The sequence below is a fragment of the Shewanella surugensis genome (assembly GCF_023284005.1).
In the GTDB taxonomy this organism is placed as follows: Bacteria; Pseudomonadota; Gammaproteobacteria; order Enterobacterales; family Shewanellaceae; genus Shewanella; species Shewanella surugensis.
Genome location: NZ_JAKIKS010000061.1, coordinates 19,081 through 33,764, shown reverse-complemented (window position 1 = coordinate 33,764; position 14,684 = coordinate 19,081). Strand labels below are relative to the sequence as shown.

The window sequence follows — 14,684 nt, the reverse complement described above, 5'->3', positions numbered from 1 at the left end:
AGCATTGTGGCCCCACCTGATCCCATTCCGAACTCAGAAGTGAAACGCAATCGCGCCGATGGTAGTGTGGGGTCTCCCCATGTGAGAGTAGGTCATTTCCAGGCGCCTAATTTCTCGAAAGAGAGTCGATAATGCCCATTGCTAATGCAGTGGGCATTTTTCGTTTTGCGTTTTTAAAAGAGAGTGGCTAATCGAATTGGTGAAATATAAATAGAACGATCGCTGATGGTGACAAGATCACTCTGTCTTTTTCAGTATAGAAGCCTCTAGGTTGGCTTCTATATTTTATGGGTCACTATGATGTGATAATAATCATTTATGGCTGGGAGTTCACTATGGATTGTCGTTTAGGTTGTGGAGCTTGTTGTATCGCTCCTTCTATTACTACAGCCATTCCTGGCATGCCAAAGGGAAAGCCTGCTGGTAAACGCTGCATTCAGTTGAATGCAGAAAATCTATGTAAGCTATTTGGTTTGCCTGAGAGACCTGATGTATGCCATCTGTTTGCCGCAACGATAGATGTATGTGGAAAAACGGATAAAGAAGCCATATGGTTGATCACTGATTTAGAAGCTGCCACAAGTTAATGTTATTTTTTACCTAGTCTTTATTGCTTGCCTCTTTATGCTTATTATTACTTCTGATTATTGATCCATGCAATAGCAGTACTAACAAGCTTGTCTTGTTTTAGATCTGATTTTGTTACCATGGAAATTTGCTGATCGACCTCATTGTTATCCAATGCAATTTTTATATCGGGCTCAATGCCCTTCTTATTGATATTTTTACCTTTAGGGGTGGTGTAATTGGCTATCGTCAGTTTTATAGCATGCCCTTCTATGAGGGTAGGGATTAAGCTTTGAACGGTCCCCTTACCATAGCTTGTTTGCCCTAAGAGCTTCGCTCTTTGGTTATCTTGTAAAGCTGCGGCTAGCACTTCAGAAGCGGATGCAGAGCCTTTGTTGATTATGACTAATAGAGGCACGCTTTTATGCATACTTTTTGAAGAGGCATAATAATCGGAGTTGGCATCAAAATAACGACCTTGGGTTGATACTATTCGGCCTTTATCTAGAAAAACATCTGCAATGCTCACTGCTTGATCTAATAAGCCGCCTGGATTATTGCGTAAATCTAAAATGATACCGTTGAGTGAAATGGCTTGCCAATTGAATAAGTGGGTGACAATTTCTTGAGTAGAGTTCTCTTGGAAATTATACAGGCGAATATAGCCAATTTTATTATCTAATAATTGCGCTTTTACTGATGTGATTTTTATCGTGCTGGGCTTTAAAGTGACGGAATAGGTTTTTTGAGTGCTGGCTCGCGTTAACATGATTTCAATGGCTTTCTTATCTTTACTGTGTTGTTTCATTTCGCCTAAGAGTGTATTGAGTTTATCGGAGGTGACTGCTTGTTTGTTGAGGCTAATAATTTGATCGCCAGGTTTAATGCCAGCCTGAGCGGCAGGAGAATGGGCGAAAGGCGTTATGATGGTGATCTTGTCATCTTCAATAGCTATTTCAATACCAAAACCAAAATACTCGCCATTGTTGCTGTCTCTCATATTCTGAAAATCTTGTTTATCGAGTAAGCCTGAATATGAATCGAGTTTATTAAATACACCTTCTATGGCGGCTCTCATTAGCTCATCTTCACTGATAGGATCCACATAGTAGGTCTGTATTGAATCCATGACTTCAAGTAAAAGAGGGTAATGTGTTCGGAAACTGTATTCTTGAGAGTGACTCTTTCCAAACAGAGTGAGTGATAAACCGAGTGTTAAACCAATGACGATACAGCTAATATAACGGATCAGTGACTTCATTTTAACCCCTTGCTATAGAAAGGGAAAAAAACCGTTATCGTGCGCAATACCTTGCAGGATCGACGGCTTGTCCCTTATACCTTACTTCAAAGTATAGGCTAGGCTCGCTCTGTCCACCCGAACGTCCAACTAATGCAATGGTTTGGCCTTGCTGGACCGTGTCGCCGGGCTCTTTCAATAATGCTTGTGCATAACCGTATAGGCTCATATAGCCCTTCCCATGGTCGATGACCAATACCATACCAAATCCTCTAAGCCAATCAGCATAAATGACTTTACCTGCTGCAATAGCATTGACATTACGCCCTTCTGGTGCAGAAATAGTGACACCTTTCCATTTTATTTTACCTGAGCGCCTGTTACCAAATGCCGTTTTGATACGCCCCGGTGTTGGCCAGCTGAGTTTTTTATTACTTTTTAATCCCGCCATGGAGGAATTTGTTTTCATCATGGATAGAGTGCGATCAACAAGGTGTTTTAGGCTCGCTTGCTCAATTTGTAGCTGCTCAAGTTTTGCACCGTGAGTATTGAGGGTATTTTGCAATTGAGTTAGGGTACTTTTACGTTGTACTTGTTCATTTTTGAGTTTATTGGCTAGGGTGCTTTGATCTAGCATTAAGCTATTCAGTTGTGTTTGACGCTGTTCTTGCTCTCTTTCAATGGTATCAAGTTCGCTTAACGTTTCCTGCAATGCTTTGATAGACTCTATTCGCGCATTATTCAAATACTTATAATAAGTTAGCATTCTCTCTATGCTGGCTGGAGATTGTTGATTAAGCAGCATTTTGCTGTAGTCGTAATTACCCGCGAGGTAGGCGCTAGTGAGTTGTTTAGATAAAGCACTTTGTTGGGATTTTTTTAACGTATTGAGCTCGTCTTGACGGGTGTTGAGCTTAGCCATTTCTGTTTCTGTTTCTTTTAAAGATAGTTTGGTTTGATTAATCTTTTTAGCTACAGCGGCAATGGCTTCTTCATCTTTTTTTAGTAAATTAAGTAGTTGTTCACGTTGTCTGTAAGTCGACTTAACGGTGGATGCTTGCTTATTAATCTGCACCGAAATGGATTTTAATTCAGATTGACGCTGCTGCAGATCATTTGCCTGCAGCGGCAGTGTGATAATAAGCAAGCCAGTTAATATACTGGCTCGTGTGATCAGGCTTTTATTCACTAGTATTTATTTACTCATCGAGTTTGATGATCGAACGCCCCGTCATTTCTTGAGGAACAGCTTGTCCCATCAATGTTAACATAGTTGGCGCTAAATCACTCAATTTTCCGCCTTTTTCAATAGTTGCGGGTCGACCAAAATATATTAGCGGAACGAGTTCGCTGGTATGGGCAGTGTGAGCTTGACCTGTTTGGCTATCACTCATCTGCTCTGCATTACCATGATCGGCTGTAATTAAACATTCACCGTCTACTTTTTCAAGTGCATCAACTACACGCCCAATACAAGTATCAACGGCTTCGCAGGCTTTAACTGCGGCATCAAAGTTACCCGTATGACCAACCATATCACCATTGGGATAATTACAAATGATGACGTCAAACTTATCCGCAGCAATCGCTTCTACGAGTTTGTCAGTTAATTTGGTGGAGTTCATTTCAGGTTGTAAGTCATAAGTTGCGACTTTAGGGGAAGGGATTAAAATCCGTTCTTCGCCCTCAAAAGGTTGCTCTATCCCTCCATTAAAAAAGAAGGTGACGTGGGCATATTTTTCAGTTTCTGAAATTCTTAGTTGAGTTTTATGAGCATTTTGCAGGGTTTCACCTAGCGTATTCACTAGCTTTGTTGCCGTGTATGCGATGGGGGCGGCTATATCGGCAGCGTACTCTGTGAGCATGACAAAGTGGGATTTGGGTGTGATAGTGCGCTCAAAAGCATCAAAAGCATCAAAAGCGGGATCCACAAAACTGCGGGTGATCTGACGGGCTCTGTCTGCTCTGAAGTTCATAAAAATTAAAGAATCATTATCAGTGAGTTCGATATTGTTGCCCGTTGGGCTGGCAATAGTCGATGCTTTAACGAATTCATCATTTTCCTCTCGGGCATAAGCCGCTTCGAGCGCATTAGCTGCATTATCGTAATGGTATAAACCTTTACCTTGGGTGATTAATGCATAAGCTTGAGAAACACGATCCCAACGATTGTCTCTATCCATGGCATAGTAGCGACCAATAATAGAGGCAATTTGACCTGTGCCAAGCTCATTAAAGAGCTCAGTAAAGTGAATTAAGCTATTTTTAGCACTGCGAGGAGGGGTATCTCGTCCATCTAAGAAGGCATGTAAGTAGACGTTTTTAGCGCCGCGTTTAACGGCTAAACGGCACATCGCTTCAATGTGTTCTTCATGGCTATGCACACCACCTGGTGATAATAGTCCCATGAGATGAACGGCACCCTTCTTCGCAATAGCATCATCAATAGCAGCCAATAAAGCGGGGTTTGAATTAAATTCGCCATTTTCAATGGCTTTACTGATGCGCGTTAACTCTTGATAGACGACTCGCCCAGAACCGATGTTAATATGGCCCACTTCAGAGTTACCCATCTGCCCATCAGGCAAACCGACATCGATACCTGAGCCTGAAATTAAGCTATTTGGATATTGTGCATTAAGCCTATCAAGAACAGGAGTTTTAGCGTGATATACAGCATTATTATCTGTATTTTCTCGATAACCCCAACCATCTAGTATAAGCAATGCCAATGGGCGCTTGCGTGTTGTCATGATGATACCTCTAAAATAGGTTAAGAATGATAAGTCTGAAATTGCATTCAGTTTACTACGAGCGTGAGCACGTATAAAGGTCTTTACTTAGATTGAGGTGATAGCTTTAGTGAATATAAGTGTACTTTACATTGATATTTTGATAGTGGCGCTTTTGTTTTCTTTATATGTTGTTATATTGTGGGCTCATCGAGTCGGTATACCTGCGCTGACATTCGAATCATCAAGTAGTTTGAGTGCAGCAAAGCCACTTGGCGATTTAGGATCTAGATTGAATTATAAGGTCATTTAAGCAACGCTTTGAATAGATAGATGAGTTATTTTAAGTTAATGTTCCTTTTACGCAGAATAAAGACCTTTTCCATGCGTTTTTAAAAGGGTGCCCATAGAGAGTTTGTCAAATTGCCTACTTCGATGTTGCATAACATCAAAAGGTGTCAACATTGCTTCAATCATGCGCCTTGAGTTGAACAACTTGAGGAACTCTGAAACTCGCATTCTCAGGTGGTTTGGGGTTATACTGCGGCTCAATTAATCGTAAGGCCAAAATTAGTAGGCAGTGAATCATGCAAGAATATATTGAATTTTTAAAAGCAAATCCTATGCTCAGTTTGGCTTGGATTGGATTGTTTGTTGGACTTATTGTGGTGACATTTAAGACGAGTTTATCAAAAGTAAAGAATATTAAACATCAGCAAGCTGTTTTGCTAATGAATAAAGAAAGTGCGCAAGTTGTTGATGTTAGGGTAAAAGCCGACTTTAAAAAAGGCCATATTATTGATGCGATTAACGTACCATTAGCTGATATTAAAAATAATAAAGTCTCAGCTCTTGAAAAGTTTAAAGCCAGTCCCATTATATTAGTATGTAGCGCAGGTATGACGTCTTCACAAGCGGCTCAGTTGTTAATTAAAAACGGTTTTGAACAGGTTTATAATTTATCGGGCGGAATGGGTGAATGGCAGTCGAGTAATCTACCTGTGTCAAGAAGTAAAAAGTAGAAATCTATCTGCGTGTATTGCTTTTGCATTAATTTATTGATTAAAGTAATACAGGTTCTATGACTGATTAAAAGTTAAATGGCTAGCATTGTTGATAAAATTATTTATCATAATGTTGGTTTTATTGATTTACAATATGGGGTAAAGCGCGAGCTTGATAAGAAAGTGAGTGTTAAAACCCTGAGATGATGCCTTAGTTAAGCTGGTTTCATTCGGCTTAAGTTTAAGGATCTTAATTAACTGATTGGTAGGATACTATGGCTGAAGAAGTAGCAAGCAACGAACAAACTGGACCACAATTTAATATTCAACGTATTTATACTAAAGACATTTCTTTTGAAACACCTAACAGCCCAGCTGTTTTTCAAAAAGAATGGGTGCCAGAAGTTAAATTAGATCTTGATACGCGCACTGAAAAGTTAGCCGATGACGTTTATGAAGTGATATTGTCTTTGACGGTTACTGCTAAAAATGGCGATGAAACTGCTTTCTTATGTGAAGTTCAACAAGCGGGTATCTTCTCCATCACAGGTCTTACTGAGCCACAACTTGCTCATTCTTTAGGTGCCTATTGCCCTAATGTACTGTTCCCTTATGCGAGAGAAACTGTGGGTAGCTTAGTGGGTCGTGGTACTTTCCCACAACTTAATTTAGCACCAGTGAACTTTGATGCGTTATTTGCACAGCATATGCAACAGCAGCAAGAAGCACAAGCTCAGCAAACAGCAGAAGTACCTGCGTAATTGAGCGTATGAAAAATATTGCCGATATTACGGTATTAGGGGCGGGGTCTTATGGCACCGCCCTTGCTATTTCTTTAGCAAACAATGGCCATAAAACACTACTTTGGGGCCATAATCCGCAGCATATTGAGCTGTTACAAAATCAGCGTTGTCATCAAAAAGCCTTGCCGGGCGTTCACTTTCCTGACTGCTTACTACTTGAAGCGGATTTAAAGACAGCGTTAGCTGCCTCTAACAATATCTTAGTGGTTGTTCCCAGTCATGTTTTTTCTAGTGTCTTGAGCCAAGCCAAAGACTTATTGCGCTCTGATAGTCGTATTGTTTGGGCTACGAAGGGATTAGAGCCTGAAACGGGGCGCTTATTGCAAGATGTGGCGCGTGATATTATTGGTGATAGCTATCCTCTGGCGGTATTATCAGGTCCGACTTTTGCTAAAGAGCTTGCTGCGGGTCTCCCCACGGCGATATCGATCGCGGGAACAGACAACGCTTTTACTCAAGATCTTATCCACTTACTTCACAGTCCGAAACGCTTACGCGTATATGCTAATGATGATTTTATTGGCTTACAATTAGGCGGCGCCGTGAAAAATGTGATGGCGATTGGTGCTGGCTTATCCGATGGGATAGGATTTGGTGCTAATGCGCGAACGGCCTTGATTACTCGAGGTTTAGTGGAGTTGTCTCGTCTTGGTAAGGCGGTAGGTGCGCAGCCTGACACTTTTATGGGCATGGCGGGCTTAGGTGATCTCGTACTCACTTGTACCGATAATCAATCTCGAAATCGTCGTTTTGGCTTAGCCTTAGGTAAAGGGTTAGATATCGATACGGCACAAGTCGAAATTGGCCAAGTGGTTGAAGGTTATCGTAACACTAAAGAAGTGTATGTGTTAGCCCATCGACTAGGGGTTGAAATGCCGATTGTAGAGCAAGTTTACCAAGTGCTTTATCAAGGTAAATCTGCTGTCGATGCGGCAAAAGCCTTATTGAGTCGCGAGCAAAAGTCAGAGACTCAGGATCAGCATTAACCTGCTCGAATTGTCTATGCTCACATTAGTTAAGGAAAGGGTGCTATAATAGCGCCCTTTTTTATTGTCTGTGGCGTAGTTAATCTGAGTCGTTAACGTGTATTGGCCACAGAGAAACCGTGGAGTTTGGTCAAGTGAAACATCAAGATGTCATAGTGATAGGCGCTGGCGCGGCAGGATTAATGTGTGCATTAACGGCAGGATATCGCGGACGAGATGTGTTGCTTATCGATAATGCCAAACAGCTGGGGCGCAAGATTTTAATTAGTGGTGGTGGGCGTTGTAATTTCACTAATCTTGGTATTGAACCCTCAGCTTACTTATGCCAGAACCCGCATTTTTGTAAATCAGCGTTAGCGCGTTACACTCAGTGGGACTTCATTGCCATGGTGGAACGCCATGGGATCGATTATCACGAAAAAACCTTAGGTCAGCTGTTTTGTGATGATAGCGCTAAGAAAATCGTTGAAATGTTAAGAACAGAATGTGAGTGGGCAGGGGTTACCACTCAACTTCGTACTGATATCACCTCTATTCAAACCACTTCGTCAGGGTATCAATTGCAAACCTCTCAAGGGGAATATACCTGTGAGTCTCTCGTCATTGCGACAGGTGGCTTATCGATGCCAAAGCTGGGTGCCACTCCGTTTGGTTATCAAGTCGCTGAGCAATTTAATGTTTCGGTGTTATCGACATCGGCAGCTTTAGTCCCTTTCACATTACAAGTGGCAGATAAAACAAAATTTGAATGTTTATCGGGGATTGCATTACCTGTAGTCGCGCGTGCTGAGTGCGGCAAAAGCTTTAAAGAAGCCCTGTTATTTACCCATAGAGGCTTAAGCGGCCCATCGGTGCTACAAATCTCCTCCTATTGGAAACCAGGCCAAGCGGTGAGCTTTAATTTGCTACCAGAGCAGGATTTTATGACTTGGCTGAGCGATATCATTAAAGCGTCACCTAAGCTGACATTAAAGAATGCGCTTTGTCGTATTTTCCCCAAACGTTTTGTTGAGCGACTGCTAGAGCTCGGAGAGCTCGATGGGGTCGGTGAGAAGGGCGGTCAGGCGGTGTCAGAAAATGACAAAGGCGCCATTGGCACTAAAAGCATTAATCAGCTCAGCAAAGCCGAACAAACATTTTTATATGATTACTTCACCGATTGGAAAGTCTACCCGAATGGCACTGAAGGCTATCGCACCGCAGAGGTGACCTTAGGCGGTATTGATACCGACGCGTTATCGTCAAAAACCATGGAAGTGAAAACTCAAAAAGGCTTGTACTTTATTGGCGAAGTTGTCGATGTCAGTGGCTGGTTGGGGGGCTACAATTTCCAATGGGCATGGTCGAGTGGCTATGCAACAGGGCAAGTGTGTTAGCTTGTAAATGCAAGCTTGAACATTTTTATTAGCTACCGATTTCGTTGTCATCTGCAGGTGTATAGGGTTAATTTATTTCAATCTAACTTATCGCTTGCAGCGATTTAGATCGTGAGTTCCCACTCACACTGAGGTAAAGAGGACTGCTCGTCCTTATCCTCTTTACAATCTCCATGACGCCCAGCGGAGCATTGCACTTTAATGTTCGATGCACAAAAATATTTACCGCCTTATATTCACCATCCATGGTTCAACTAAGGCTATTTTCGACGTCCTGTCTCAATCACAATATTTTTTATCGAAAAGTTAAAGTTACTCCGATGGGATCTTAAATCAAAAGTAGTGAGTTTCTTCGATTTAAGAGTGTTGTTTGTCGAATCTTCATGCGGATTAATAACAACTTCCATGTTTAACGGCCAATTCAGCTTCGAGGGAAGGGAGTCCATACATCTCGTTCGAAGCGTCTTACAAAGTAAAACTTCACCCTTCCGCAGGTTTTGTATCGATACCTCTGTGACACACAGCAAGGACATTCATGTCAGTTCGGCGATGGTGTCCCTGTCAACGACGGTCACAACCGTGTTTACACTGATTTGAAAAGCAAAAGCAGTGGGTTTCTTCGATTTGAGTTTGTGATGAACTATAACTTTGTTGATGTTTATTGGTTGCTGCGGGCTAAAATCGTGAGCTCCCACTCACACTGGGCCAAAGAGGAACAACAGCAATCCCCCTTGGAACCCTGTGCCACCCAAACGAAGCTAAGCACCTCACTATTTTATAAGTTATCTCTATCGCTTCATATTCACCGTCTGATGTTTAGGATTAACGAATGTCGTGATGACAAGGATGTCAAAGAACGACCATGGCTCACCTAAGGCTATCTAGGCATGATGTGAAAGGATTCACAAATGCGGTAATAACATGGATGTTAAGGAGCCGCCCATGCCTCGCTTACGCGATAACTTATAAAATATCTTCGGTAACTTCGATGGGGATCTAAAAGCAAGGGTAGTGGGTTGCTTCGATTTTAAACGGTGGCTGGTGAGGTTATGCCTGATTCTGTATAAACAAAGTAAAACAGGGCGGGATGTGCAGTTTGATATCAGATCCAGAACGGCACAATCTATCACTCAGTGGCTTATTCGCTTCATATTTCTTGTTCCCAGCCTTCGTAAGTAGAGATCTCACATGAGTTACCGTTAATTATGCAAATATTATCTGACACTGGGCAATTACTCTTGGCTATGATGCATCTTTATATGGCACATATTGTATGTGTAGAACTAAGGATCGCTGATTTAGGTCCGCACAAAGAGTATCTGTGCTGTTTAGCTTTTACTCGGTCATGTAAAACGGGATAACACAGTTCGTTACTTGGGAGTGGCAATAAAAGATGTTCTCAAAATGCAGCTGGAATAGACACATTACCAATGCCAAAATAATACAGTAGAGAAAAAATAGCGTTTAATGCATTGGCAAAGAAAAATACAATTGTTACATTGTTTAACATCACAGCATTATCGAATAGAGGTTCTACTGCGTTTTTATATTTGAGGTTGTGTGGTGATAATCGATAAGTTCAGGTAGCCGCCTGAACTTATCTAAACCAAATTCCAGAACAAACGTATAGAAATAGGAGAAATAGTTATGAAACCATATTATCAAATTACAACACGTGTGTAAGAAGTAACGGCTACTTTCATAGATAAAGAAGTGGTAAATAAACCACTTTGTTCAATAAATGAGCCTGAATTGCCGGCAACAACCGCCAAGCAGCACACACGAACACAATATCTTTTCCCGACGCCTGAAAGTGTAAGCATCGACAGCATTGTTTTTTATTGCGATGCCGAACGAGTCATGTCCATATACAACAAAGAGCATAACTCAAAGCGTCAGAAGCTCACTTTACCAGTACAGCAATGGTTTATTAATGAAGCGAGGCGCTGTGGTTGGGCACAAGCAGAGTTTATCTATAATGTGGTTAAATCAAATACTAATAAAGCATGCCTTCTTACAAAGCCAAGTGCTAAGGAATTAGTTTATGCTTCCCCATACTAATATTCGTTTACTTAGTGATGTTGCGCATATTAGAACAGGTTACACTTTTCGAGAGAAGGTCGAAGAGGTTGAATATAAAGTTGGCAATGCTCGTATTGCGCAAATTAAAGATGTGCGTGAAATAGCAAAAGCGTCCAACTCATTTTTACTCGATCCTAGCAAGCTGCCTGTTATTGATTGGCAGGGTAAGGACAAAGCACTGGTCACATCAGGTACAGTGATACTGCCTTCGAGGGGATCGAGAGGGGGTTACTTTCAGGCATCTTGTGTCGTTGATGCTTCAGAAGACTCTTTGCCCTTGGTCGTAACCAGCCAGTTTTTAGTGCTGACGCCAAAAGCTGAGGTGTTACCTGAATTTTTGTGTTGGTCATTAAATCAGCCACACATTCAATTTTTCCTGTTAGAAGGTCCTGGTAGTCAGGGGTCATCGATGGCGGTAATGCTAAATACATCTATTGGCAATGAGATAACGCTTACTATCCCATCTATCGAAACTCAGCAAAAAATACTTCAGATTAACCAACTGTGGGAAAAAGAGCAGAGGTTAACTGACGCCCTAATGATGAATCGCAAAGCAATGCTTCAGGGTATGTTTAAACAATTACTGAATGAGAATAATTAAACGATGAATTCACCAATAAACCAAGATCCAATATTTCAAGACACAGTCAACAAAGCGGTATGGGGTGCGTGTGACACCTTCCGTGGCACGGTCGATCCGTCAATCTACAAAGACTTCATCTTAACCATGTTGTTCTTGAAATACATCTCTGATGTGCATCAAGACAAGTATGATTAATTAAAACAAGAGTATGGGGATAGCCCAGATCTTATCAATGAAATGATGGACTCCCAGTCTTTCAAGATCCCGGTTGGTTCAACGTTCTGGGACTTGTATGAACTGCGTAATACAGCAGGTAACGGCTCGCGTATCGACCAAGCCTTACATGCCATTGAAGAAGCCAACGGCACTAAGCTAAAAAATGTGTTCCAAGATATTAGTTTTAATACCGATAAATTAGGTGATGAAAAGCAAAAGAACGAGATTCTACGCCACCTAATGGAAGACTTTGGCAAGCCAACTCTGAGTCTACGCCCTAGTTGTGTCGGATCACTGGATGTTATTGGTAACGCTTACGAATACTTAATCAAACATTTTGCCGCAGGTAGCGGTAAATCGGCGGGAGAATTCTATACCCCAGCTGAAGTCTCTGATTTACTGGCTATCATTTTAGATCCACAACAAGGTGACACCATTTGCGATCCTGCTTGTGGCAGCGGCTCACTATTGATGAAGTGTGGTAAGCAAATACAAAAGAACTTTAACGGCTCCAAGCAGTATGCCCTATTTGGTCAAGAAGCCATTGGATCTACCTGGTCATTGGCTAAAATGAACATGTTCTTGCATGGTGAAGATAATCATCGCATTGAATGGGGCGACACTATTCGTAACCCTAAGCTATTGGATACCGCGCAAGGGAAAGAGGGTGGCTTACTGCACTTTGATATTGTCACCGCTAACCCACCGTTTAGCTTAGATAAATGGGGCTTTGAGGATGCCGAAAACGATCATTTTGGTCGTTTCCGCCGTGGTGTGCCACCTAAAACCAAAGGTGATTATGCGTTTATCTCACACATGATTGAAACCCTAAAGCCTGCGTCTAAAGGTAAACAAGGCGGACGCATGGGGGTAGTGGTACCACACGGGGTGTTATTTCGTGGATCAAGCGAGGGCAAAATCCGCAAGCAGCTCATTGATGAAAACTTGCTCGATACCGTGATTGGCTTACCTGAAAAATTGTTCTTCGGTACCGGTATTCCAGCGGCTATTCTTATTTTCAAAAAACACAAAGACGACCCTTCTCATAACAATAACGTATTGTTTATTGATGCCTCGCGTGAGTTTAAATCGGGCAAAAACCAGAATGTATTAACGCCTGAGAATATTCTAAAGATTGTTGATACCTACAAAGCCCGTGAAAGCGTGGATAAGTACGCTTACCTCGCCACAATTGAAGAAATAGCGGAGAACGATTACAACCTCAACATTCCGCGCTATGTCGATACCTTTGAGGAAGAAGCCGAGATTGATTTAATGGCCGTGCGCAGCGAGCGTTTGGCATTGCAAACCGAACTAGCTGAATTAGAGACGGAAATGGCGAAATATCTCGAAGAATTAGGCTACAAGGAACTGGGCTATGAATAAACCCACTGATAAGGTTTATGACCAACTCATCGACAGTATCACCACAACCTTTGTTCAAGGGCAGAAAAACACCTTTGTTGCGATCAATACCTGCTTGGTGATGACCTACTGGCATATTGGTCAGCATATTATTGAATTTGAGCAGCAAGGAGAAACGAGTGCTAAATATGGTCAGCAGCTACTCTCGACCCTAAGCCGAGACTTAAAACTCAAGCATGGCAAAGGCTTTAGCGTGAGTAACCTGCAGAGATTTCGTCAGTTTTATTTACTGAATAAAAATCATGCGACAGTGTCGCACAAATTGAGCTGGTCGCATCATGTAGAGCTTCTTAAAATTAGTGAGGGCATTAGCGCCTTGTTCTTGTTTTCTTGTGCTTTGCTTAGTAGTACTCTAACCGCTGCGGAGGAGCGGCGGGTGCCGCAGCTGGAGGTGAGCAATGATTTTGCCTAATGGATGGGGAAAAGGCACTATCGAAGATATTGCAAAAGTAACTTCGGGTGGAACGCCTAGTAAAAGTAAATCTGAATATTGGGAACTGGGAAGCATTCCATGGATTAGAACGACAGAAGTCCAAAACTGTATCCTTAACTCAATAGACACTAAGGTTTATATAACTAAAGAGGGTTTAAATAATTCATCAGCTAAATTATGTCCAAAAGGTACAATTCTTTTAGCTATGATCGGACAAGGGAAAACAAGAGGCCAAGTTGCATTGCTCCAATTTGAAGCTTCAACTAATCAGAACAGTGCTGCGATTATTTTAAAGCAAGATTATAACCCTGAATACTACTTTAACTTTTTATTAAGTGAGTATGAAAATATACGAAATTTAAGTAACTCAGCAGGCCAAAGTAATTTAAGTGGAGGGCTGGTAAAGACTATTAAGGTCCCAATCCCCCCACTCCCAGAACAATGCAAAATAGCCAATATTCTCTCCACGTGGGATAAGGCGATCACCACCACTGAAAAGCTGTTCGCAACCAGCAAACAGCAGAAAAAAGCCCTGATGCAGCAGCTGTTGACGGGCAAAAAGCGTTTACTCAGCACTTCAGCAACAGACGGGGCTGAAAAAGCAGTTGAAACGGGTAAGGCGTTTGAGGGCGAGTGGGAAGATGTGAAATTGGGGGATGTAGGCAAGTGCCTGACAGGCTTAACGTATTCTCCTAATGATGTTACCGATGAGGGAACATTAGTTTTACGCTCTTCAAATATTCAGGCAGGAAAGTTGTCTTTTCTCGATAATGTTTATGTTTCTTCTCTGATAAAAGATGAGTTGAGGACAAGAGTTGGAGATATCCTAATTTGTATTCGAAATGGCAGTAAAAACTTGATTGGTAAGAGTGCGTTGATAACAAATCAAGCAATTGGGCAAACGCATGGTGCCTTTATGACTTCGTTTCGTGGTAAATATCCAGAACTTGTATTTCAGCTGTTCCAAACATCAATGTTTTATCGGCAAGTAAATAAAAATCTCGGTGCAACAATCAATTCTATTAACACAAGTGATTTGTATAAATTTAGATTTTACATTCCAAAAGACGAACATGAAATAGTTAAAATTGCCTCTGTGCTCACCGCTGCCGATAAAGAGATCGAGCTGTTAAACGCTAAGCTGGCTCACTTCAAGCAAGAGAAAAAGGCCTTGATGCAGCAGTTGTTGACCGGTAAGCGTAGAGTGAAAATAGACAATACAGAGGCAGCTTAAGAG

Annotated in this window: 14 protein-coding genes and 1 rRNA gene; 12 read left to right on the top strand and 3 right to left on the bottom strand. The window is 41.8% G+C overall.

Annotated elements, in window-relative coordinates:
- Together rrf and L2764_RS15305 are read left to right on the top strand one after the other, a co-directional pair.
- A 5S ribosomal RNA gene (rrf, locus tag L2764_RS15310) occupies positions 1 to 104 on the top strand; the annotation flags it as partial.
- A 231-nt stretch (positions 105 to 335) separates the two neighbouring features.
- The gene (locus L2764_RS15305) at positions 336 to 587 is read left to right on the top strand and encodes a YkgJ family cysteine cluster protein (protein ID WP_248941135.1); all 252 of its coding nucleotides are present in this window, start codon (positions 336 to 338) and stop codon (positions 585 to 587) included.
- A gap of 47 nt (positions 588 to 634) precedes the next feature.
- Here L2764_RS15305 and L2764_RS15300 read toward each other — a convergent pair whose 3' ends face one another.
- Genes L2764_RS15300 through gpmI form a run of 3 tightly spaced genes read right to left on the bottom strand, consistent with a single transcriptional unit; the run spans position 635 to position 4,560 of the window.
- Positions 635 to 1,828, bottom strand: a complete 1,194-nt coding sequence (locus tag L2764_RS15300; RefSeq protein ID WP_248941134.1) for a S41 family peptidase — start codon at positions 1,826 to 1,828, stop codon at positions 635 to 637.
- A gap of 34 nt (positions 1,829 to 1,862) precedes the next feature.
- A complete protein-coding gene (locus L2764_RS15295) occupies positions 1,863 to 2,996 on the bottom strand; it encodes a murein hydrolase activator EnvC family protein (protein ID WP_248941133.1) in 1,134 nt (377 codons plus the stop codon).
- 10 nt (positions 2,997 to 3,006) lie between these two features.
- Positions 3,007 to 4,560 carry a 2,3-bisphosphoglycerate-independent phosphoglycerate mutase gene (gene gpmI / locus L2764_RS15290; protein WP_248941132.1) on the bottom strand — a complete coding sequence of 518 codons (1,554 nt, stop codon included), beginning with the start codon at positions 4,558 to 4,560 and terminating at the stop codon, positions 3,007 to 3,009.
- Positions 4,561 to 5,126: 566 nt separating this feature from the next.
- On the opposite strand from gpmI, the gene L2764_RS15285 reads away from it, so the two are divergent.
- The 10 genes from L2764_RS15285 to L2764_RS15245 all read left to right on the top strand — a co-directional run bounded on the left by L2764_RS15285 (position 5,127) and on the right by L2764_RS15245 (position 14,681).
- Positions 5,127 to 5,561, top strand: coding sequence for a rhodanese-like domain-containing protein (locus L2764_RS15285; RefSeq protein ID WP_248941131.1), 435 nt, complete (start codon positions 5,127 to 5,129; stop codon positions 5,559 to 5,561).
- Positions 5,562 to 5,818: 257 nt separating this feature from the next.
- Positions 5,819 to 6,304: a protein-export chaperone SecB gene (gene secB / locus L2764_RS15280; RefSeq protein WP_248941130.1), complete on the top strand. Its 486-nt coding sequence runs from the start codon at positions 5,819 to 5,821 to the stop codon at positions 6,302 to 6,304.
- An 8-nt stretch (positions 6,305 to 6,312) separates the two neighbouring features.
- The gene (gene gpsA, locus L2764_RS15275) at positions 6,313 to 7,332 is read left to right on the top strand and encodes an NAD(P)H-dependent glycerol-3-phosphate dehydrogenase (RefSeq protein WP_248941129.1); all 1,020 of its coding nucleotides are present in this window, start codon (positions 6,313 to 6,315) and stop codon (positions 7,330 to 7,332) included.
- Positions 7,333 to 7,466: 134 nt separating this feature from the next.
- Positions 7,467 to 8,708, top strand: coding sequence for a BaiN/RdsA family NAD(P)/FAD-dependent oxidoreductase (locus L2764_RS15270; protein WP_248941128.1), 1,242 nt, complete (start codon positions 7,467 to 7,469; stop codon positions 8,706 to 8,708).
- A gap of 1,752 nt (positions 8,709 to 10,460) precedes the next feature.
- Complete coding sequence (locus L2764_RS15265) at positions 10,461 to 10,769, top strand: hypothetical protein (protein ID WP_248941127.1); 309 nt, start codon at positions 10,461 to 10,463, stop codon at positions 10,767 to 10,769.
- Positions 10,753 to 11,391 (top strand): restriction endonuclease subunit S, encoded by a 639-nt coding sequence (locus L2764_RS15260; RefSeq protein ID WP_248941126.1) that lies wholly within the window; start codon positions 10,753 to 10,755, stop codon positions 11,389 to 11,391. Before L2764_RS15265 ends, L2764_RS15260 begins: the two co-directional genes overlap by 17 nt.
- Before the next feature lie 3 nt (positions 11,392 to 11,394).
- A complete protein-coding gene (locus L2764_RS28545; RefSeq protein WP_446539683.1) occupies positions 11,395 to 11,568 on the top strand; it encodes a type I restriction-modification system subunit M N-terminal domain-containing protein in 174 nt (57 codons plus the stop codon).
- Positions 11,569 to 11,610: 42 nt separating this feature from the next.
- Entirely contained in the window at positions 11,611 to 12,975 is a 1,365-nt protein-coding gene (locus tag L2764_RS15255) for a type I restriction-modification system subunit M (RefSeq protein WP_446539682.1), read from the top strand.
- Positions 12,968 to 13,426 (top strand): DUF1016 N-terminal domain-containing protein, encoded by a 459-nt coding sequence (locus L2764_RS15250; RefSeq protein ID WP_248941125.1) that lies wholly within the window; start codon positions 12,968 to 12,970, stop codon positions 13,424 to 13,426. Before L2764_RS15255 ends, L2764_RS15250 begins: the two co-directional genes overlap by 8 nt.
- A complete protein-coding gene (locus L2764_RS15245; RefSeq protein WP_248941124.1) occupies positions 13,413 to 14,681 on the top strand; it encodes a restriction endonuclease subunit S in 1,269 nt (422 codons plus the stop codon). Before L2764_RS15250 ends, L2764_RS15245 begins: the two co-directional genes overlap by 14 nt.
- Positions 14,682 to 14,684 lie beyond the last annotated feature (3 nt).